The organism is Novosphingobium sp. IK01, assembly GCF_033242265.1.
Taxonomy (GTDB): domain Bacteria; phylum Pseudomonadota; class Alphaproteobacteria; order Sphingomonadales; family Sphingomonadaceae; genus Novosphingobium; species Novosphingobium pituita.
The window spans coordinates 3,115,935-3,134,966 of record NZ_BTFW01000001.1 but is presented as its reverse complement, the minus strand read 5'-3'; the positions used below and the strand labels follow the sequence as shown (position 1 = coordinate 3,134,966).

The window sequence follows — 19,032 nt, the reverse complement described above, 5'->3', positions numbered from 1 at the left end:
TCCCGGCATCATGAAGTGAAGCGCCACCATACGCGCGCGGCGGTGTATATTCTCTGAGAGCCCGACCCGGAGCAACCGGGCCATCCATGCCCCCCGCAGCGGCAATCCCTTCCTTTGGGGGGAAAGGGACGACGCGCGTCCAATTCAATCGCGCACCCAACCCGCTGCGATCTCGCCCCTATGCCCCTCAGGCGCCAGCGCGGCGCGCAGGGCTTCGAGCAGGGGCGGCAGCGCCTGCGTGAAGGCATAGGGCGGATTGACGATAAAAAGGCCCGCGCCGTTATAGATGCCGGGCTGGTCGCTGTCGTACAACCAGTGCTCCACCGTCAGAAACTTCGGGATGCCGAGCTGGCGCAACTGCTCCTTCCACCGCACATGCGTGGCGCGATCTTTCAACGGATACCAGATCACCGTCACGCCATGCGCCCATTTGCGGTAGGCGGCGGCAAGAGTGGCCGTGATCCGTGCGCGCTCATCCGTCTGCTCATAGGGCGGGTCGACCACCACCACCCCGCGCGGGGTGCGCGGCGGCACCATCGCCAGCCAGAGCTCGTAGGCGTCGCGCTCATGCACGGCAGCCGGTGTGCCGCGCATCGCGCCGCGCAGGGCATAGGCGTCCTCGGGATGTTTTTCGTTCAGGATCAGGCAATCCTGCGGGCGCAGAAGCTGCGCCAGAAATCGTGGCGAGCCGGGATAGAGGCGCGGCTCGGGCCCGACATTCACCGCCTGTACGGCAGCGCGGTAGTCGTCCAGCAAGGGGTTCGGGTCGGCAAAGGCCCGCAGCACACCCTGCGTGGACTCGCCGGTGCGCTGGGCCTGCTCGCCCTCAAGGTCGTACATCCCGCAGCCCGAATGGGTATCGATCAGGGTCAGCGCGCCCTGTTTGAGCTGCAAGGCCCGCACGAGCGCGATCAGCAGGCTGTGCTTGACGACATCGGCGCTATTGCCAGCATGGAAGGAATGGCGATAATTCATTGCAATTCAAGATCCTGACGATCGGGCTTCATACGAGTTGCTGGCCATAAGAGCCGAGCGCGAGGCGATTGGAGATGCTCGTTACAGAATCGGATGGAAACCTTCAAAGCACTTCTGCGCGGGGCCCCAAGGCCGCCCTGGCATGCGTCGACAGAGGTGGACCAACCGGCACCCTGAAGCGGACTCAGGGCTTAAATACCTGATATAAAACTTTCATTTCAGATCAGACTCTGAGATAAATGCTCCGGGGACGTCAACAGAGTTGATCAATAGAGAACACGCCGAGTAACGCCCGGGCGGGCGGGTGTGATCGGAGACGTGAGAATGGCAGAAGCGCAGCGCGAAACGGCAACCGGCCTGCCGCCATTCTGGACAGAGCCGCTCGATGCGACTTTTGCCGCGCTGAAGTCGAGCGATCAGGGGCTTGGCGCCGACGAGGCGCGCACGCGCCTGGAATCCTGCGGACACAATGTTGATGCCGTGCCGCGTCATACCTCCCTCGTGAGAGCCGTCGGGCGCCGTTTCCTCGAACCGCTGACCCTTGTCCTGCTGTTTGCGGCCGGCATATCGGCTGCGACCGGAGACGCCGCCAGCGCGGCCATCATCATCGTGATCATTGTCGTGTCGGTCGGTCTCGATGCCGTGCAGGAGGGTCGCGCCGCAAAGGCGGCGGAAGCTCTCAAGCAATCGGTCGCCTTGTCAGCCGAAGTGCTGCGCGAGGGCAAGTTTCAGACCGTCCCGGCGACCGACATCGTGCCGGGCGAAGTGTTCCGCGTGCGCACCGGCGACGTCATTCCAGCCGATGCGCTGGTCATCGAGGCCTCCAGCTTCACCGTCAACGAAGCGGCGATGACGGGCGAACCCTATCCGGTCGAGAAGCGCCGAGGCATCGTGGCGTCCCTCTCGGCCGCTGATGCAACCAATGCCCTCTTCAGGGGCTCTGTCGCCCAAACCGGCGAAGCCACGGCTCTCGCGGTCGCCACCGGCCGCAACACGGTGTTCGGTGCGGTTGCCTCGCTGCTGGCGGAAGATGCTTCCCCATCGCCGTTCCAGCGTGATCTGCGCGCGCTCGGTTTCGTCGTCGCCCGCGCCGCCGGCGTCCTCTCGGCTGCGGTGCTCACCGTAAACCTGCTGTTCGGCCGTCCCCTGATCCAGTCGCTGATGTTCGCCGTGGCGCTTGCCGTCGGCCTGACGCCCGAACTGTTGCCGATGATCACGACCGTGACCCTTTCGCGGGGTGCGGTGCGGATGGCCAGACGCAAGGTCATCGTCAAGCGTCTGGCCTCGATCCACGACCTGGGCGCCATGACCGTCCTGTGCACTGACAAGACCGGCACGCTGACCTCGGCCGAGATCGTTCTGGCCGGCAGCCTCGATGCCAAGGGCCAGAATGATCCGCGCGTCGCCGAACTCGCGGGCGTCTGCGCCGCATTGGCAGGAGATCGGGGGGCAATGGACGCCGCCTTGTCGACAGCGGCGCCTGGTGCCGCCGATGGCTGGACAGCCGAAGGGCGGGTCGGTTTCAGCTATGAGCGGAGGCGCGGCTCCGTGCTGGCCAAACGCGGCGATGAACGCGTGCTCATCTGCAAGGGCGCACCCGAGGCGATCCTTGACGTCTGCGACCGCAGGCGAGAAGGTCAGGCCACACCCGTGCTGGACGAAGCGGCGCGGTCGGCCATCACCGCCGAGCTGAAGCAGCTCGCCGCGCAAGGGCTCCGTGCCATCGCCGTTGCATCGAAGACCTGCACCATCGCTGGCGACGCGCTCCAGCCAGGCGATGAGAGCGGCCTGATCCTTGAAGGCTTTTGCACGTTCGCTGATCCTCCCAAGGCAACGGCATGCGACGCGCTCAAGCGGCTGGCTGCCGCTGGCGTGCGGGTGAAGGTCCTGTCCGGCGACGATCCGCTGGTCGTTGCCCGCGTCGCCGGGCTGGTGGGACTGACCAGCAAGGAGGTGCTGGCCGGACCGGAACTGGCGAAACTGAGCGAAGATGCATTCCGGGCGAGGGTCCAGGACGTGGATCTTTACGGTCGGCTGACACCGGACCAAAAAGTGCGCGTGGTGCGCGCCCTTCAGGCGAGGGGCGAAACTGTGGGTTTCCTGGGTGACGGCGTCAACGACGCGCCCGGCATCCGGGTCGCCGACATCGGCCTGTCCGTCGATGGCGCCACCGGCGTGGCGCGGGCTGCAGCGGATATGATCCTGCTTGCGGCCGATCTCAATGTCGTTGCCGATGGCGTCGAGGAAGGGCGCCGGACCTTCGCGAATGTCCTCAAATATGTCCGCATGGGATCGAGTTCGAACTTCGGCAACATGCTATCGATGGCGGCGGCCTCGCTCTTCCTGCCGTTCCTGCCCCTGCTCGCCACACAGATTCTTCTCAACAACCTCCTGTACGACCTTTCGGAGATCGGCATCCCGTTCGACACGATCGACACCGCCGATCTCGCCCGTCCGCAGCGCTGGAACATGCGTGGCATCGTCCGATATGCAGGCGTCATGGGGCCGCTGTCCTCGGTCTTCGACGGGCTGACCTTCCTCATTCTCCTCGCGGGTTTCCATCTCGCCGCGCCGGAGTTCCGCACGGCCTGGTTCCTCGAATCGATCGCGACGCAAATCCTCGTCGTCTTCGTGATCCGCACTCGCAGCCTTCCCTGGCAATCACCGCCCGACCGCCGCCTGCTGCTGTCCGCGTTCTTTGCCCTGGCCATCGCGCTGGCCGTGCCCTTCACGATCGCGGGGCGATGGTTCGCCTTCGGCCAACCCGGCCTTGTCGTTCTCGCCGCGATTGGCGCAGTGACCGCCGTCTATCTGGCCAGCGCCGAATTCCTGAAACGCTTTGCGGCCAGAACATAAAGCTGTTGCTGGCCGCACACGCGCAGGCAGGCACGAGCAGACTGTGCAAAAATTCGAGTTCAGCCCAGATCCGGCGCAACCGGAACCACGATACGGCCCCGGACTTTACCGGCAAGGAAGTCAGGTGCCGTCCCGATCACATCGGCAAGCGCGATCTCGTTCGTCATCTTCGCCAGGCGGTCCATGTCGAGGTCGCGAGCCAGCCCGGCCCAAGCCGCCAGACGTTTCGACTGCGGCGCCATCACACTGTCGACGCCCAGGAGCGAAACCCCGCGAAGAATGAAGGGCGCCACAGTTGCGGGAAGATCCATGCCAGCCGCCAGACCGCACGCCGCCACAGCGCCGCCATAGCGGATCGAGGCGAGCAGGTTGGCAAGAATCGTGCTGCCGGCGACATCGATTGCGCCTGCCCAGCGCTCTTTCGCCAGCGGACGGACCTTTCCGGACAGCTCGCTACGATCGACGATCGTCGCAGCACCAAGCTCGCGCAGATAATCGGCTTCCGTCGGCCGGCCCGTGATTGCCGCGACCGAATAGCCGCGCGCCGCCAAGAGGATGGTCGCAATGCTGCCGACACCGCCAGCCGCGCCGCTGACCGCGATTTCTCCGGCATCTGGCGTCAGGCCGTAGCGTTCGAGCGCATCGATGCAGAGCATCGCCGTGTAGCCCGCCGTGCCGATGGCCATAGCCTGGCGCAGGGAAATCCCCTCGGGAAGCGGAACCAGCCAGTCACCAGGGACACGCGCGCGCTGCGACAGCCCGCCCCAGTGCTTCTCGCCGACACCCCAGCCATTGAGGATCACGCTGTCGCCGGGCTTGTAGTCCGCATGCGTGCTGGCCGTAACGACCCCGGCAAAATCAATGCCGGGAACCATGGGGAAGCTGCGTACAACCGGCGAGGCTCCGGTGATGGCCAGGGCATCCTTGTAGTTGAGCGTCGAATAGGCGACCGCAACCTCGACATCACCTTCCGGCAGTTGGCTTTCGTCGACCTGGGTGAGGCGCACGACCTGTTGCTCGCCATCCTTGGCGATGAGGATTGCATCGAACATGAGAAGTCCTTTCAGGAGGTAACGAAACGAAAAAACTGGTCGGAAAAGGCGCGCAACGGCTCGGGGCTGCGTTCGAGCTTGGCGCGCAGGACCGCGCCTTCCCAGCCGATCCAGAAAAAGGCAGAAAGCTGGCCGGGATCGTGGCTCCTGGCGAGCGTCCCCTCGCTCTGCGCCCTGGCAAGGCAGCGCCGCGTCCGCTCCTGCCAGTCGGTCAGGACGGCCACGAGCTGGTCGCGGAACGGCTCGGGCAAGGCCCCCATTTCCTGGCCAAGGTTGCCGACAAGGCAGCCTTTGCGAAAACCGTGACGCGCCATGCCCGCTTCTGCCTCAAGCGTGAAAGCGCGAAGCCGTTCGAGCGGGGGAAGGTCGGCGTTCGATAGCGAGCGCTCGAGCATGCCCACGAAGAAGGTATGGTAGGCCTCGACGAGCTGGGCCCCGAAATCGGCCTTGCTTTTGAAGTAATGATAAAAACTGCCCTTGGGCACTTCGGCGCTACGCAGGATCTCGTCGACCCCGACCGCCGAATAGCCCTTCTCGGTCAAATGCTCGAGCCCCGCCCGGATCAGCGCCTGCCGGGCGCCGGCATCCTCGGGTTTCGACTTGGGCCGACCACGGCGTTTGGCTGGGGCATCGCTCATGGAAATTTAATAGACCGATTCGTCCAATAAATCTACTGCGAGTTCGGTGACTGCTTGATCTTTGCAAAACCCGTTCGAAATCAGCACGGCGCAGCGTCAAGTTGGGGGCTTGCGATCATACGCACCCCTTCCGCAGTCTCTTCATCACGATAGAGTGAGGTGAAGGGAGCCGGCTGGCCACCCCCACCAATGCGTTTAGCCGGGTGTCGCGGCCGAGCCGGCCAGCAGGCCACCGTCGATGACCACTTCCGTGCCGGTAACATAGGTTGCTTCGTCCGAGGCGAGAGTGACGGCGATCGCCGCGACTTCATCAGGCCTCCCGAACCGCTTGAGCGGTGTGTCGGCAACGAAAGCCCGCGCTTTGGCATCCCGGTCCGGACCAGTGCCCAGCATCGGCTCCCAGATTGGCGTCAGGATCGCGGCGGGGTGGATCGAATTGCAGCGTATCGTCCACCCCTGTTGCGCGCAGTAGAGCGCAACCGTCTTGCTGTGGTTGCGGATCGCAGCTTTGGACGAAGCATAGGCCGCCGCACCGGGTATACCGACCAGCCCTGATCGCGACGATATGTTGATGATCGAGCCCGTCCCTGCCCCTTTCATCGCGCCGATCGCATAGCGGCAGCCGAGAAACGTGCCATCCAGATTGACCCGATGAACCTCGCGCCAATCGGCAAGGCTGGCGTGTTCCGGATCATGAGGCACCATGCCCGCCTCAAATCCGGTTACGCCCGCATTGTTGACCACCACATCGGCCACCGGGACGGCCTTGGCCAAACGCGACCAGTCTCCTTCCTCGCGGACGTCGAGCGGCTCGAACCGACATCCAATTGCGGCAGCAGTCGCCGCCCCTGCGGCTTCGTCTATGTCGGTGACGATGACGACAGCCCCTTCCTCATGGAAGCGGGCTGCAATAGCACGACCAATCCCACGTGCCGCGCCAGTCACGACACACGTCTTATTTTCCAGTCTTCGCATGATGTTCTCGAAAACAGAGTCCAGTCGGCGGATCACTCCGCAGGTGTATGTCTTTCCGCTTCAGCGGTGACGCTGGATCATTTCGAAAACTCCCGATTACCCTCTCGTTCTACAGCATCGGCCCGGTAGCAGCAACTTCTCAAAACAAATCGTTCCCGGGGAAGGCCTTCAGGGGCAAACAAAGACGGGCTATGTCCGCTCCATGACGTTCAAGATCACGATCCCGGAAGACCCCACAGACGCGCACCGCAATGCCGTGCTCGCGCCGCTTCGATCCTATAACATCGCCCAGGCAGGAGACCCGCGTATCCGTCCGGTGGCGATCCTGTTGACCGACAAGCTGGGCGAACACGTTGGCGGCCTATGGGGGAAATGCGCTTATGATTGGCTTTTCGTAGAACTGCTGGCGGTCCCGGAGAATCTACGCGGGAAAGGTTGCGGCAAAGCTCTGATGGCGCAGGCCGAGAACATCGCACGCGCCAACGGTTGCATCGGCCTTTGGCTCGACACCTATGAATTCCAGGCTCGCGGCTTTTACGAGAAACTGGGCTTCGAAGTGTTCGGCACTCTGGACGATCATCCCATCGGTCAAAAGCGGTTCTTCCTGCGCAAGCGTCTCAGCAAAGGCCCGATCCCCGTGTCCTGATGCTTTTCGGGCCCTTGCGCCGCAACACAAAAACCGGCTTTTTCAGCCGCCCGTCAACGGGTTGGCACCAAAAGAAACCGGCTTTTAACCCTGGATCGTTATCCAGACCCGATGCGCCGAAATTCTTTTCCCAATCGTGGCTCGTCCAGCAGTCAACGCCGCGATAACCCGCTCCCACCGGAACAGGAACCTGTCCCTACAGCGGTCAAGGTGCTCGGCGCAGCTGCCATATTCGGGGCTATCGTGGGGCTGGGGTCCGTCTCGATAGGCAAAGGCGGCCCTGAACGGATTGCGTCATCGGCCAATGATCTGCCTGCAAAAGCAGACGCCCCCCATATCCGCCCACTTCAGGCCAGTGAACGCATTGAGCCGCTGGATAACAGCTTGCCTGCCAAAGCAGGCAAACCCCATGCCCGCCCACTTCAGGTCAGCGAACCGATTGAACCACAGGACAATAGCTTGCCTGTCAAAGCAGGCATATTGCGTGCCCGCCCCCCGCAGGCCGGTGACTATTGGCGGGGATGCAATGAAGCTCGGGCGGCAGGAACAGCCCCGATCTACCGTGATGAACCAGGCTATCGCCCCGAGATGGACGGAGACGGCGACGGAATCGCCTGCGAACCTCATCGCACCATGTGACCGTCACAGGTTCTTTCGATGCCAGACGCACTCTCGCGGACAAGGCGATGGCGAACGTGCATGAAAAGTTCGCCAGAATCAGCCGCAAAACCGGAGTAAGCACCAGCGATCATTGAAGAAAAAAGCACTGGTGGTGGACAGGGCTAGATTCGAACTAGCGTACGCTTGCGCGGGCAGATTTACAGTCTGCTGCCTTTAACCACTCGGCCACCTGTCCACACCAGATTTGCCGGTGCTGGGACTTCCTTTTTCAAGGACTTCCCGCTTTTGAATGGACTTTTTCGCTAGAAGCGAGCCAGTCCGTCCGGCCGAGTGAGGGCCATTTGGCGAACGATCGCTTGCCTGTCAATGGGGGGGGTGGCTAAGGGCGTGACAGTTTTTTGATTTTATACACAGGTGTTCGCATGCCCCGCCACGATGATGATAACAACAACCGCCAGGACAGTGGCAAGAAGGGACGCGCGCTGCGCGGGCGGGCCGGGCGCAACCAGGGGGGGCGCGGGTCGGGCCGCGGTTCTGCCGGGACCGTGCGGCTCTGGGGCCGCCACGCGATCGAGGCCGCCCTCACCAACCCCAACCGCACCGCCAAGAAGCTGTGGGGCACGCGCGAGGCGATTCAGGCCATGCTCGATGACCATGATGCTGAATTGCCGCGTGAACTGCCGGTGGAATATGCCCAGGCAGTCGATCTGGCGCGCCTCGTGGCGCGCGATGCACCCCATCAGGGTCTCGTGCTCGAATGCACCCCGCTCGACGATGTGGCGCTCGATGAAGTGCTCGAAGAGGCCGAGGGACGCACGCTGGTGATTCTCGACCAGGTGACCGACCCGCACAATGTCGGCGCGATCCTGCGTTCGTGCGCGGCGTTCGACGTGGCCGCGCTGATCACCCAGGATCGTCATGCCCCGCCCGAATCGGGCACGCTGGCAAAGTCCGCCTCGGGCGCGCTCGAAGTCGTGCCGTGGGTGCGGGTGGTCAATCTGGCCCGCGCGCTCGAATCGATTGCGGAAGCCGGGTACTGGCGCATCGGCCTCGACGGCGAAGGCCGCGCGACGTTCCCTTCGGCCCTGCCCGCCGGGCCGATCGCGCTCGTGCTGGGCGCCGAGGGCGAAGGCATGCGCCACAACGTGATGCAGCATTGCGATTCCATCGCCCGCCTGCCGATCAGCGGCGCGGTCGAGAGCCTCAATGTCTCGAACGCGGCGGCCATCGCCCTCTATGCCGCCGCCACGCGCGAGACGGCCGAGGACTGATCCTTTCGGCAGAAACAAAAAAGGGCCGCGTCGATCCTGTCGACGCGGCCTTTTTTGTGCGCAGCAAAGCTGTGGGAAAAACTTAGTTCACGGCGTCCTTGAGGCCCTTGCCGGCCTTGAACTTGGGCTGGGTCGAGGCCTCGATTTCCATCGGCTCGCCCGTGCGCGGATTGCGGCCCGTCGAAGCCTTGCGCTTGGCCACCGAGAACGTCCCGAAACCAACCAGACGCACTTCGTCGCCCTTGGACAGCGCCTGCGTAATCGCGTCGAACACGGCTTCCACCGCCTTCATCGCGTCGCCCTTGGGCAGGCCGCTCGCATCGGCGACAGCGCTGATCAGATCGTTCTTGTTCATGTGCGAAAACCCCTAGTTCTTATCGGAGAAAATGCCTTCGGACTCGTCTTTTCAGATTGCCGGGAAGAGAGCCGAGAAAGAAATGCGTGTCAAAGGCAAAAGAGCGCGATGACCCCAAATTATGCCCGGAATCCGGCATGTTCGCGCTCATGCAAAAAGCCGCACGCAAGGTCTGCGCGTGCGGCTTTTCGTGTTTCATGCCTGCATGGGAAAGCCTGAACGGGCTCCCCGAACGGTCAGTGTGCGGTTGCTCCCGCTGCCCCGCCCGGCGCGATCGGCGCGGCGGGTTGGGTGGCCAGATCGTCGGCCTCGGTCCATTCGATGGGCTCGACCGGGGCGACGAGCGCACGGGCCAGAACTTCGTCGACATGGGAAACCGGGATGATATCCAGCCCCTCGCGGATATTGGCCGGGATTTCAGCCAGATCCTTGCGGTTTTCCTCGGGGATCAGGACAGTCTTGATCCCGCCCCGCAGCGCAGCCAGCAGCTTTTCCTTGAGGCCGCCGATGGCCAGCACGCGGCCCCGCAGCGTGACCTCGCCGGTCATCGCCACGTCGGCGCGCACGGGAATGCCGGTCAGGGTCGAGACCATCGCGGTCACCATGCCGATGCCCGCGCTCGGCCCGTCCTTGGGCACGGCGCCTTCGGGAAGGTGGATGTGCAGGTCCTTGCGCTGGAAGATCGAGGGCTTGATGCCATAGGCCGGGCTGCGCGCCTTGACGAAGCTGAACGCCATCTGGACGCTCTCGCTCATCACTTCGCCCAGCTTGCCGGTCGTGCGCACGGCGCCCTTGCCCGGAACGGTCACGCTTTCGATGGTGAGCAGTTCGCCGCCCACTTCGGTCCATGCCAGACCGGTGACCGCGCCGACCTGGTTCTCCTCGTCGGAGACGCCATGGCGGTACTTGGGCACACCGGCAAAGTCGGCGAGGTTTTCGGGCGTGATCGTCACGCTCTTTTCCTTGCCTTCAAGGATCTTGCGCAGCGACTTGCGGGCCAGACGGGCCACTTCGCGCTCCAGCGTGCGCACGCCCGCCTCGCGGGTGTAGTAGCGGATGAGGTCGCGCAGCGCGGGCTGGGTCAGTTCGAACTCGCCCTTGCGCAACCCATGCGCCTCCACCTGCTTGTCCACCAGATGGCGCTCGGCGATCTCGACCTTCTCGTCCTCGGTATAGCCTTCGAGACGGATGATCTCCATGCGGTCGAGCAGCGGCTGGGGCAGGTTCAGGCTGTTGGCCGTGCACACGAACATGACATCCGACAGGTCGATGTCGAGTTCGAGGTAGTGATCCTGGAACTTGGCGTTCTGTTCGGGATCGAGCACTTCGAGCAGGGCCGAGGCCGGATCGCCGCGGAAATCCTGGCCGAGCTTGTCGATCTCGTCGAGCAGGAACAGCGGGTTGGACGTGCCCGCCTTGCGCAGGTTGGTCACGATCTTGCCCGGCAGCGAGCCGATGTAGGTGCGGCGGTGGCCGCGAATCTCGGCCTCGTCACGCACGCCGCCCAGCGACTGGCGGATGAACTGGCGCCCGGTCGCCTTGGCGATCGACTTGCCCAGCGAGGTCTTGCCCACGCCCGGCGGGCCCACGAGGCACAGGATCGGCCCCTTGAGCTTGTTGGTGCGCGCCTGAACCGCGAGATATTCGACGATGCGGTCCTTGACCTTGTCGAGCGCGTAGTGATCCGCATCGAGCACGGCCTGCGCGCCGGGAATATCCTTCTTGAGCTTCGAGCGCTTGCCCCACGGCAGGCCCAGCAGCACGTCGAGATAGTTGCGGATGACGGTCGCCTCGGCGCTCATCGGCTGCATGGTCTTGAGCTTTTTCAGCTCGGCCTGGGCCTTGGCGCGGGCTTCCTTCGACAGCTTGAGGCCGTCGATCTTTTCCTGAAGCTCCTGAATCTCGTTGGCTTCACCCTCGTCGCCGCCGCCCAGTTCGGACTGGATCGCCTTGAGCTGCTCGTTGAGGTAATATTCGCGCTGGGTCTTTTCCATCTGGCGCTTCACGCGGCCACGGATCTTGCGCTCCACCTGAAGCACGCCCAGTTCGCCCTCCATGAAGGAAAGCACCATTTCCAGACGCTTGAGCGCGTCGGTTTCCGAGAGCACGGCCTGCTTGTCGGCGACCTTGGCGGCAAGGTTGGCGGCGACCGCATCGGCCAGCTTGCCCGCGTCGTCGATGTCGCCCAGTTGCTGCCCGGCATCCTGCGGGAGCTTCTTGGACAGCTTGGCATATTCGGCGAACTGATCGACCACCGAGCGCATCATGGCCGAGACTTCGGTCCCGGTCATCGGTTCCGGCTCGATCGGTTCGACCTGCGCCATCAGCATGGCGCCATTGCCGCCAGTTTCGGCCTGAAGGGTCTTGAGTTCGGCGCGCCGGTGCCCCTCGACGAGCACGCGCACGGTGCCATCGGGCAGCTTGAGCAGCTGAAGCACCGAGGCGATCACGCCGGTTTCATAAAGGTCGTCGCGGTCCGGGTCGTCGCAGCCGGGGTCGAGCTGGGCGAGCAGGAAGATTTCCTTCGAGCCGGCCATCGCGGTTTCGAGCGCGGCCACCGACTTTTCACGGCCCACGAACAGCGGCACGACCATGCCGGGGAACACGACGATGTCGCGCAGGGGAAGCAGCGGGTAGAATGTCATGCGTTCAGTTGTCCGTCCCAGCTGAGAACCCAATGGCGAGCCTCAGGCCTTTCCACAGATATGATCAGGATATGGGGGCCCATGTCTGGCCCCGCAATGCCCAACGGGCAAGACGGCTGGGGATTGGCGAATTTCAGCCCTTCCCGCCCCCGTTTTGCACTGTCCGGGGCCCGATTCTTCAGGGAATCGGGTTTGCCGCCGGAGCCTGGCCGGGCGCAGGAGTGGAAACAGGCGGCGTTGTCGGCGCAGCAGGCTGCGCCGGGGCGGCCGGCCCGCCAGATGGAGCCGAGGCCGCAGGTTCGCCCGAACCGGGGGCTGCCGGCACCGGTTCGGCTGGCGGGGCGACCTTGTGCTTGTGCCCCTTGAGCTCGTCGATCTCGGCCTGGCGCTGGGCGAGGTAGGCGTTCTTGGTCGAAGTGTAGGGGTCGCTGCTCGCGCGGGCCTCGCGGATGCCTTCGTCGGCGGCCAGACGGTCGTTGAGCGAGCGCACCACGAAGGAGCTGGCCACGTAATAGGGGCTGCGCAGCGGGCCACCGACCACGAGCGGCAGGACCATGCGATCCAGTCCCAGACCGATGGCATCGCGCAAGGTCGTCGGGCCAACCAGCGGGATGAACAGGAACGGCCCCGGCTTCACCCCGTAATAGGCGAAGGTATAGCCGAAACCATTGACCCGGTAGGGCAGCTTGAAGGTCTTGGTCTTGGCCACGTCGAGCAGGCCGCCAATGCCGATGGTCGAGTTGATCCCGAAGCGGCCCACCGTTTCGGCAGCCTTGCCCGGATGGAGCTGGAGCAGGAAATTGACCGCGATGACCGGCTCGGTCAGGTTGGCAAAGAAGTGGCGCACGGCCGCACGGATCGGGCTGGGCACATGCTTCTTGTAACCCATCGCGGCAGGCTCGATGATCGCGTGATCGACCGACTGGGCGACCGAATAGCTCGCCATGTTGAGCTTGATCACCGGATCACCCGGAGGCGCCTTGGTGCGCCCTTCGACCACGATGGGGGCGCCCGTCGTCGTCTGGGGCCGGGCCGGGGTTGCCGGCGCGGGCGTTGCGGCGGGCTCCGAGGCGGTCGCTTGCGAAGACACGACCGGTGCGGCCTCAGGGGCGACCGGCGGCGGCGCGGCCATCGCAGCATCGGGGGCAGCATCGGGGGCACTCGCGCCAGCCACACCAGCCGGTGCCGGCTGCCCTTGCGCCGCCTGACTGGCATCCACAGCAGCAGGCGCTGACGCGTTCTGGGCTACACCGGTTTCGGTCGGCGCGGCACTGGCCAGCGCGGCGGCAAGCAATACGATCATCATGTCCCCGTCATAAGCCCCGCCACAATCGCTTGCAGGACACCCGTTTCATTGCGCAACGATCATGGCAGAACTACGGCCATGCCACAGGATCGGTCAAATGAGCGCCCCTGTGGCAGGACCAGACAGATCAGGGCCGAATCAGAACGGCAGCTTGAAGCCCGGCGGAATGCCCGCCGCCATCTGCACCTTCTGCATTTCCTCGCCCGCTGCCGCATCGGCCTTGGTGCGCGCGTCGTTGAAGGCCGCGGCCACGAGGTCTTCGAGGATGCCCTTGTCGGCGGGAACCAGCAGGCTGTCGTCGATCGAGACGCCGATCACGCGCCCCTTGGCCGAAGCCTTGATCTTGACGAGACCGCCACCGGCCGCGCCTTCCACCTCGATGCCGTCGAGGCGCCCCTGGGCGTCCTCCATCTGGCGCTGGATCGTTTCGGCGGCCTTCTGGGCAGCCTGGATCATTTCTTCCATGGACTTCATGCTTGTCTGCTCCGCGCAGGCTGCCAGGGCCGACGTTCGGCCGTGGCAGGGTTGGATTCGTCGAGAATTTCAGCGCCCGGAAAGGCTTCGAGCGCCGCGCGCACGAGGGGGTCGGCCCGCATCGCGGCCTCCGCCTCGGCTTCGCGGGCCTGTTTCGCCTCGACCAGGCTGGGCAGCGCCCCTGCTGCCGCTTCGCCATCGAGGCGTTCGACCAGCCACATTTCGCCGGTCAGGCCCTGCAAGGTCTTCTTGATGTCCGCCGTGGGGTCGCCTGGCAGGCCCGGCGCGAGCTGATAGCGCAAGGTGCCCCGGCGCAGTTCGATCAGGCGCACCGACAGGCGCATGGTCGCGCCCGTCAGCGGCGAGATTTCCTCGACCTGCTCGACAAGGCCTTCCCAGTCCATGCCCGCACCCACGCCGATACCGGCATTGGCATTGGCATTGGCATTGGCACTGGCACCGGGCACGAGACCGGTGGCGCCGGCAGGAGCCCCTTCTCCGCCCGCCTGCGCCGCAGCGGCAGCCGCTGCCAGCGCGGGCGCCTGGGCCAGCATTTCTTCCATCTTGCGCACGAGGCCGCCCGGATCGGGCATGCCCGCCGCATGGAGCGCGCGCAGCAGGGACATCTGCGCGGCCACGAGCGGATCGGGCGCGGTGCGCACTTCGTCGTGGCCCTTGAGCAGCAATTGCCACAGGCGATGCAACTGGCCCGCGCCAAGGTCTGCCGCCCAGCCTTCGAGCGCGGCGCTTTCCTCGGCGGAGCGGGCCTGTCCTTCCGGGCCGCTGATCTGGGTGACGGTGATCTTGTGGACGAGATCGAGCTGGGCACGCATCATCGCCACCGGTTCGATCCCGAGCGCGTACTGGTGGGCCACTTCCTCCAGCAGGGCGGGGCCATCGGCAGCCAGCAGGGCGGCGAACAGACGGCGCTGGAGCGTCTTGTCGGCAAGGCCGAGCATGTCGCGCACCTGCTCGGCGCTCACGCGGATGGTCTCGCCCTCTCCGCTTCCGGCAAGGTCGGCGTGGCTGATCGCCTGATCGAGGATCGAGAGCCCGTCGCGCGCAGACCCTTCGGCGGCGGCGGCGACCATGGCGAGCGCCTCGTCCTCGGCCTCGACGCCTTCTTCCTTGCAGACGTGGGCGAAATGCTGCGCGAGCAAGGTCGTCGGAATGCGCCGCAAATCGAAACGCTGGCACCGCGAAAGCACGGTGACCGGCAGCTTGTCGACTTCGGTCGTGGCAAACAGGAACTTCACATGGGCCGGCGGCTCTTCGAGCGTCTTGAGCAAGGCGTTGAACGCATTGCGGCTGAGCATGTGAACTTCGTCGATGATGTAGATCTTGTAGCGCGCCGAAACGGCAGCATAGCGCACCGCCTCGATGATCTCGCGCACGTCGTCGACGCCGGTGTGGCTGGCCGCGTCCATCTCGATCACGTCGATATGGCGCCCTTCGGCAATCGCACGGCACGGCTCGCACTGGCCGCAAGGGTCGATCGTCGGGCCGCCCTGCCCATCGGGGCCGATGCAGTTGAGCGCCTTGGCGATCAGGCGCGCGGTGCTGGTCTTGCCCACCCCGCGCACGCCGGTCATCAGAAAGGCGTGGGCCAGACGGTCGCGCCGGATGGCATTGGCCAGGGTCTGGACCATGGCTTCCTGCCCGATCAGCGCCGAGAAGGTCTGTGGGCGATACTTGCGCGCCAGCACGCGATAGGGCTGGGCCGGAGCGACCGGAGCCGCAACGGGAACGGGCGCCGAAACAGGGGTTGCCGCAGGAATCGCAGCGGCAACAGGCTCACCGAACATGGCGCCCTGCCCTGCCGCTTCAAGCTCAGCAGCACTGGAACCGGCATCCTGCGGCTCGGGCGCAGCGCCAAACATGTCGGTTGAATCAGCCATCGTGTCCCAAAGGTAAGCGCACAACGCGCAAATGTCGAAGGTGCGCGACGCGCTTTTCACCGGAACCGGTCCGTCCGGGGGACCGCATCGGCTGAAAATCAGGTTTGGGAAGCGACAGCGCGGAGCCTGAAGCCGGCAAATGCGGGCAGGGTCACCTGTGGCGCTGAAAGTTCGACGAGGCGGATCGAATGATCCATGTCGTCGAAGGAGCCGGGCGACCCGCCGCAATCCGTTGTGGCTGCTTCCTTCCGGACCTGACCAGGTTGGCGAACGCAAACGTCCGCCCGACTCCCGGCCCGGCCTATGGCGCCGGCGCGCGCCGATTGCAAGCGCCGGTTTTCATATCAGCGGAAATTGTCGGCGTAGCTCTGGATCTTGAGGCGATGGACCGGCGAAGGCGTGACGTGCACCTCGATGCCGTACTTTTCGGCATAGGCGAGCGCGTCGGCCTCGGAGGCAAACTTGAGCACGACCTGCTGCTGGGTGTCGCCGGAACCGGCCCATCCCATCAACGGATCGGGGCGCTTGGCCTCCGCCGGAGCGAATTCGAGGAGCCAATCGGCAATCCGGGCCTTGCCGGACTGCATGGCGTTTTTCGGGCGCTGGTAGATGCGTGCGGGCATGGGCGCTGCTTTCGGGCGAATCGCGGTGCAAATCAAGCAGAATTGCCGAAATCGCATTCAGACAGCGCCCGGAGCGCCCCCGCGCCTAGCGCAACATGCGCGCCACGAGCCGCTGAGCGGCCAGACTCACATCGTCCCAGGCCTCGGCAAAGTCCTCGTCCGTGCCGTAATAGGGATCGATCACCGCAGTTCCGGCCCGGCCCGGAACGAGGTCCATCAGCAGGCCGACTTTGGCCAGCGTGCGGCGCGGGGCAATCCGCTTCAGATCCTGAAGGTTCTGCGGATCGAGCGCGAAAATCTGGCCGAAGCGGACAAAATCCTCCTCCACTACCTGCCGCGCGCGATATTTCGAGATGTCGACCCCGTGGCGCAGCGCCTCGGCCTGCGCACGCGGGTCGGGCGGATTGCCGACATGCCAGCCACCGGTCCCCGCCGATTCGATGGTCACCGCCAGCCCGGCCTTGACCGCCTCTTCTCGAAAGGCGGCCTCGGCCATTGGCGAACGACAGATATTGCCCAGACAGACGAACAGCACCGCAGGCTGGCTCACCGCATTCCCTTCCCGTCGCAAAGCGCAAGATGCGGCCCCCTGACCGCCCCCTTGATTGCAGTGCAATAGAATACGCTGCAATGCAAAATGTCCAGCCCGAAGCCGGACTTCCCATCAGGCCACCTGCCTCGTTCCTAGCGCAACGGGACCAGTTCGGCGGGTGGCAGCGCCCCCGCGCCCGGCTGTTCGGACCAGTGGGCCACCGTCAGCACCCCGCCTTGCGCGCGCAGGCCATCGACATGGGCGGTATCGATCACCCCATAGACCCAGGCCGCGACGCCTTCCTCGCCCAGCGCGACCACGCCATCGGCGGGCATGCCACCCCCGACCGGCGCGGCATCGGGCGGGCCATAGACCCCGGCGGCCCCGCGATTGACATCGACGGCCGGCGACCATGGCGCCTCGCCCACGGTGGGCGACTGGACGACATAGCACTGCCCTTCGAGCGCACGGGCCTGGCTGCCGATGCGCACGCGCCAGTAGCCATGGAGCGTGTCGGTGCAACTGGGCACGAGCAGAACGTGCGCCCCGCCCTCGACCGCCGCGCGGGCGAGCAGCGGAAACTCGCTGTCATAGCAGATCGCGATGGCCAGCCGCCCGAGCGCGGTATCGAAGACCTTGATCCCTTCTCCGCCCGTGATCGCCCATTCCTCGCGCTCGAAGCGGGTCATCACCAGCTTGTCCTGCGTGGCCATGGCGCCGCTGGGCGCGAAGAGCCGTGCAGCATTGCGCACCGTGCGCGCATCATCGCGGCGCGGCGCGCTGGCGGCCAGGATGTAGACACCGTGGCGGCGTGCCAGATCGGCGTGCAGCGCATCGACTTGCGGCAGGAGCGCGGAAACCGTGTCGATCGACCCGGCCAGATCGCCCATCGTCGCCGGATCGAGGCTCGAAAGCTCCATCGCGCCATATTCGGGGAAGACCAGCAGCGCGGCGCCCGCCGCGACGGCCTCTTCCACCCAGCGCGTCAGCTTGGCGACATAGGCGTCCCAGCTTTCGAGGGAATCAATCGGATATTGCGCCGCAGCGACGGTAAAACGGGTCATTCGAAATGCCTGATCCAGTATTGCATGGTCTTGGGGCTTTCCTGCACCTCGCCATGCTCTTTCCACGACAGCTGCGTGGTCAGGCCCGGGACGAGGGCATAGCCCCGCTTGTGCCAGAAATCGTCGAGCGGGCGATAACCGGCAGGCCGCGCGGGATGGTCGGGCGCGCGCACCACGGCGGCAAAACAGGCCGCACTGGCACCCGCGCTGCGGGCCGCCGCCTCGCGCGCGTCGAAGAACGCATGGCCGATGCCATGGCCGCGGTATTCGGGCAGCAGCACGCTTTCGCCGAAGTAGAACAGCCGCGTCACATCGATCCCGCGCGCGGCGAAAGGTTCGCGAAACGCCGCCTTCTGGTGCATCATCGGGGCCGCCGTGGCCGCCCCGACAAGGCGCCCGCCACTCCCCTCGCCATCAAAAGCGGCGACCAGCACCGCACCGGGCGCGGCGGCATAGTCCCTGAGATAGTCCGCCTCGTAGGCCCGGTCCCCGTCGTAGAGATAGGGCCAGGCCGCGAAGACCGCGATCCGCAGGGCCGCCAGATCATCGAGCGCAGCGGCGATTTCCGCGCCGACCAGCGGGCGGACCGCAATGGTCATGCGCCGACCACCTGCGCGGTCCAGTCGGCGAGGTTGTAGTACATCGTCAGGCGGGTGATCTTGCCATTTTCGATGGCGAGGAAGGCCCCGGCGGGGAGCACATACGTCTGGCCCTGCGCCTCGGGCAGGCCTTCGTCGGTCGTCAGGTACTGGCCATGGACGACGAATTCGGCAGCAGCGCGGGTGCCATCCTCGCTGGCCATGAGCACGATGTCTTCAAGGCGTTCCTTGTAGCAGCGTTCCATGTGGCCCATGAACGCGCGGAAGGTGTCCTTGCCGGTCTGGCGCGCGCCCTGGTTGATGTCGTGCGCCACATCATCGGACAGGCAGGCCAGCATCCCTTCCCAGTCGCCCGCATTGAAGGCGCCATAATAGGTTTCCAGCAGGGCAAGCGTGGCTTCGCGCGACATCAGGCAAGGCTCCAGAACAATCGGATGATGGCCCACGCCTAGACCATCGCCGGGGCCCTCGCCACATACGGTTCCGGCACGCTGTATTGCCG

At 65.0% G+C, this 19,032-nt stretch carries 18 protein-coding genes, 1 tRNA gene and 1 other RNA gene; 4 read left to right on the top strand and 16 right to left on the bottom strand.

Going from position 1 to position 19,032, the window contains the following annotated elements; translation table 11 throughout:
* Window positions 1-144: 144 nt before the first annotated feature.
* Window positions 145-975, bottom strand: coding sequence for a 23S rRNA (adenine(2030)-N(6))-methyltransferase RlmJ (locus SBI20_RS14450; protein ID WP_317975673.1), 831 nt, complete (start codon window positions 973-975; stop codon window positions 145-147).
* A gap of 324 nt (window positions 976-1,299) precedes the next feature.
* Here SBI20_RS14450 and mgtA point away from each other — a divergent pair, with 324 nt between their 5' ends.
* Window positions 1,300-3,831, top strand: coding sequence for a magnesium-translocating P-type ATPase (gene mgtA / locus SBI20_RS14445; RefSeq protein ID WP_317975672.1), 2,532 nt, complete (start codon window positions 1,300-1,302; stop codon window positions 3,829-3,831).
* Between the two features lie 59 nt (window positions 3,832-3,890).
* On the opposite strand, the gene acuI is transcribed toward mgtA, so the two are convergent.
* From acuI to SBI20_RS14430, 3 genes are all read right to left on the bottom strand, one after another.
* Window positions 3,891-4,883, bottom strand: coding sequence for an acrylyl-CoA reductase (NADPH) (acuI, locus tag SBI20_RS14440; protein ID WP_317975671.1), 993 nt, complete (start codon window positions 4,881-4,883; stop codon window positions 3,891-3,893).
* An 11-nt stretch (window positions 4,884-4,894) separates the two neighbouring features.
* Window positions 4,895-5,521 carry an acrylate utilization transcriptional regulator AcuR gene (gene acuR / locus SBI20_RS14435; protein ID WP_317975670.1) on the bottom strand — a complete coding sequence of 209 codons (627 nt, stop codon included), beginning with the start codon at window positions 5,519-5,521 and terminating at the stop codon, window positions 4,895-4,897.
* Between the two features lie 195 nt (window positions 5,522-5,716).
* Window positions 5,717-6,496: an SDR family oxidoreductase gene (locus tag SBI20_RS14430; protein ID WP_317976148.1), complete on the bottom strand. Its 780-nt coding sequence runs from the start codon at window positions 6,494-6,496 to the stop codon at window positions 5,717-5,719.
* A 202-nt stretch (window positions 6,497-6,698) separates the two neighbouring features.
* Between SBI20_RS14430 and SBI20_RS14425 the strand changes: the two genes are divergently transcribed.
* Window positions 6,699-7,142, top strand: coding sequence for a GNAT family N-acetyltransferase (locus SBI20_RS14425; RefSeq protein WP_317975669.1), 444 nt, complete (start codon window positions 6,699-6,701; stop codon window positions 7,140-7,142).
* 111 nt (window positions 7,143-7,253) lie between these two features.
* Window positions 7,254-7,781: an excalibur calcium-binding domain-containing protein gene (locus SBI20_RS14420; protein ID WP_317975668.1), complete on the top strand. Its 528-nt coding sequence runs from the start codon at window positions 7,254-7,256 to the stop codon at window positions 7,779-7,781.
* Between the two features lie 131 nt (window positions 7,782-7,912).
* On the opposite strand, the gene SBI20_RS14415 is transcribed toward SBI20_RS14420, so the two are convergent.
* A tRNA-Tyr gene (locus SBI20_RS14415) sits at window positions 7,913-7,998 on the bottom strand.
* A gap of 187 nt (window positions 7,999-8,185) precedes the next feature.
* Between SBI20_RS14415 and rlmB the strand changes: the two genes are divergently transcribed.
* On the top strand, window positions 8,186-9,034 hold the full coding sequence (rlmB, locus tag SBI20_RS14410) for a 23S rRNA (guanosine(2251)-2'-O)-methyltransferase RlmB (protein ID WP_317975667.1): 849 nt from the start codon (window positions 8,186-8,188) through the stop codon (window positions 9,032-9,034).
* Between the two features lie 82 nt (window positions 9,035-9,116).
* On the opposite strand, the gene SBI20_RS14405 is transcribed toward rlmB, so the two are convergent.
* The 11 genes from SBI20_RS14405 to SBI20_RS14355 all read right to left on the bottom strand — a co-directional run bounded on the left by SBI20_RS14405 (window position 9,117) and on the right by SBI20_RS14355 (window position 18,940).
* A complete protein-coding gene (locus SBI20_RS14405; RefSeq protein WP_317975666.1) occupies window positions 9,117-9,389 on the bottom strand; it encodes an HU family DNA-binding protein in 273 nt (90 codons plus the stop codon).
* A gap of 236 nt (window positions 9,390-9,625) precedes the next feature.
* Window positions 9,626-12,034 (bottom strand): endopeptidase La, encoded by a 2,409-nt coding sequence (lon, locus tag SBI20_RS14400; RefSeq protein WP_317975665.1) that lies wholly within the window; start codon window positions 12,032-12,034, stop codon window positions 9,626-9,628.
* A gap of 178 nt (window positions 12,035-12,212) precedes the next feature.
* Entirely contained in the window at window positions 12,213-13,340 is a 1,128-nt protein-coding gene (locus SBI20_RS14395) for an MlaA family lipoprotein (protein WP_317975664.1), read from the bottom strand.
* 138 nt (window positions 13,341-13,478) lie between these two features.
* On the bottom strand, window positions 13,479-13,814 hold the full coding sequence (locus SBI20_RS14390) for a YbaB/EbfC family nucleoid-associated protein (RefSeq protein WP_317975663.1): 336 nt from the start codon (window positions 13,812-13,814) through the stop codon (window positions 13,479-13,481).
* The gene (locus SBI20_RS14385) at window positions 13,811-15,712 is read right to left on the bottom strand and encodes a DNA polymerase III subunit gamma/tau (protein ID WP_317975662.1); all 1,902 of its coding nucleotides are present in this window, start codon (window positions 15,710-15,712) and stop codon (window positions 13,811-13,813) included. The genes SBI20_RS14390 and SBI20_RS14385 overlap by 4 nt, the downstream gene beginning before the upstream one ends.
* A 200-nt stretch (window positions 15,713-15,912) precedes the next feature.
* An RNA gene (ffs, locus tag SBI20_RS14380) (signal recognition particle sRNA small type) lies at window positions 15,913-16,007 on the bottom strand.
* Window positions 16,008-16,056: 49 nt separating this feature from the next.
* Window positions 16,057-16,335 carry an ETC complex I subunit gene (locus tag SBI20_RS14375; RefSeq protein WP_317975661.1) on the bottom strand — a complete coding sequence of 93 codons (279 nt, stop codon included), beginning with the start codon at window positions 16,333-16,335 and terminating at the stop codon, window positions 16,057-16,059.
* Window positions 16,336-16,420: 85 nt separating this feature from the next.
* Window positions 16,421-16,885 carry a low molecular weight protein-tyrosine-phosphatase gene (locus SBI20_RS14370; protein ID WP_317975660.1) on the bottom strand — a complete coding sequence of 155 codons (465 nt, stop codon included), beginning with the start codon at window positions 16,883-16,885 and terminating at the stop codon, window positions 16,421-16,423.
* Between the two features lie 134 nt (window positions 16,886-17,019).
* Window positions 17,020-17,931: a carbon-nitrogen hydrolase family protein gene (locus SBI20_RS14365; RefSeq protein WP_317975659.1), complete on the bottom strand. Its 912-nt coding sequence runs from the start codon at window positions 17,929-17,931 to the stop codon at window positions 17,020-17,022.
* On the bottom strand, window positions 17,928-18,530 hold the full coding sequence (locus SBI20_RS14360; protein ID WP_317975658.1) for a GNAT family N-acetyltransferase: 603 nt from the start codon (window positions 18,528-18,530) through the stop codon (window positions 17,928-17,930). Before SBI20_RS14360 ends, SBI20_RS14365 begins: the two co-directional genes overlap by 4 nt.
* Window positions 18,527-18,940: a ketosteroid isomerase-related protein gene (locus SBI20_RS14355; protein WP_317975657.1), complete on the bottom strand. Its 414-nt coding sequence runs from the start codon at window positions 18,938-18,940 to the stop codon at window positions 18,527-18,529. The genes SBI20_RS14360 and SBI20_RS14355 overlap by 4 nt, the downstream gene beginning before the upstream one ends.
* Window positions 18,941-19,032 lie beyond the last annotated feature (92 nt).

Bases quoted from the DNA above. Each gene is read 5' to 3' on its own strand.
- acuI (WP_317975671.1), bottom strand. From the start codon at position 4,883: ATGTTCGATGCAATCCTCATCGCCAAGGATGGCGAGCAACAGGTCGTG.
- SBI20_RS14385 (WP_317975662.1), bottom strand. From the start codon at position 15,712: ATGGCTGATTCAACCGACATGTTTGGCGCTGCGCCCGAGCCGCAGGAT.
- SBI20_RS14365 (WP_317975659.1), bottom strand. From the start codon at position 17,931: ATGACCCGTTTTACCGTCGCTGCGGCGCAATATCCGATTGATTCCCTC.
- mgtA (WP_317975672.1), top strand. From the start codon at position 1,300: ATGGCAGAAGCGCAGCGCGAAACGGCAACCGGCCTGCCGCCATTCTGG.
- SBI20_RS14450 (WP_317975673.1), bottom strand. From the start codon at position 975: ATGAATTATCGCCATTCCTTCCATGCTGGCAATAGCGCCGATGTCGTC.
- SBI20_RS14420 (WP_317975668.1), top strand. From the start codon at position 7,254: ATGCGCCGAAATTCTTTTCCCAATCGTGGCTCGTCCAGCAGTCAACGC.
- lon (WP_317975665.1), bottom strand. From the start codon at position 12,034: ATGACATTCTACCCGCTGCTTCCCCTGCGCGACATCGTCGTGTTCCCC.
- SBI20_RS14430 (WP_317976148.1), bottom strand. From the start codon at position 6,496: ATGCGAAGACTGGAAAATAAGACGTGTGTCGTGACTGGCGCGGCACGT.
- SBI20_RS14405 (WP_317975666.1), bottom strand. From the start codon at position 9,389: ATGAACAAGAACGATCTGATCAGCGCTGTCGCCGATGCGAGCGGCCTG.
- SBI20_RS14390 (WP_317975663.1), bottom strand. From the start codon at position 13,814: ATGAAGTCCATGGAAGAAATGATCCAGGCTGCCCAGAAGGCCGCCGAA.
- SBI20_RS14360 (WP_317975658.1), bottom strand. From the start codon at position 18,530: ATGACCATTGCGGTCCGCCCGCTGGTCGGCGCGGAAATCGCCGCTGCG.
- SBI20_RS14425 (WP_317975669.1), top strand. From the start codon at position 6,699: ATGACGTTCAAGATCACGATCCCGGAAGACCCCACAGACGCGCACCGC.
- acuR (WP_317975670.1), bottom strand. From the start codon at position 5,521: ATGAGCGATGCCCCAGCCAAACGCCGTGGTCGGCCCAAGTCGAAACCC.
- SBI20_RS14375 (WP_317975661.1), bottom strand. From the start codon at position 16,335: ATGCCCGCACGCATCTACCAGCGCCCGAAAAACGCCATGCAGTCCGGC.
- rlmB (WP_317975667.1), top strand. From the start codon at position 8,186: ATGCCCCGCCACGATGATGATAACAACAACCGCCAGGACAGTGGCAAG.
- SBI20_RS14395 (WP_317975664.1), bottom strand. From the start codon at position 13,340: ATGATGATCGTATTGCTTGCCGCCGCGCTGGCCAGTGCCGCGCCGACC.
- SBI20_RS14355 (WP_317975657.1), bottom strand. From the start codon at position 18,940: ATGTCGCGCGAAGCCACGCTTGCCCTGCTGGAAACCTATTATGGCGCC.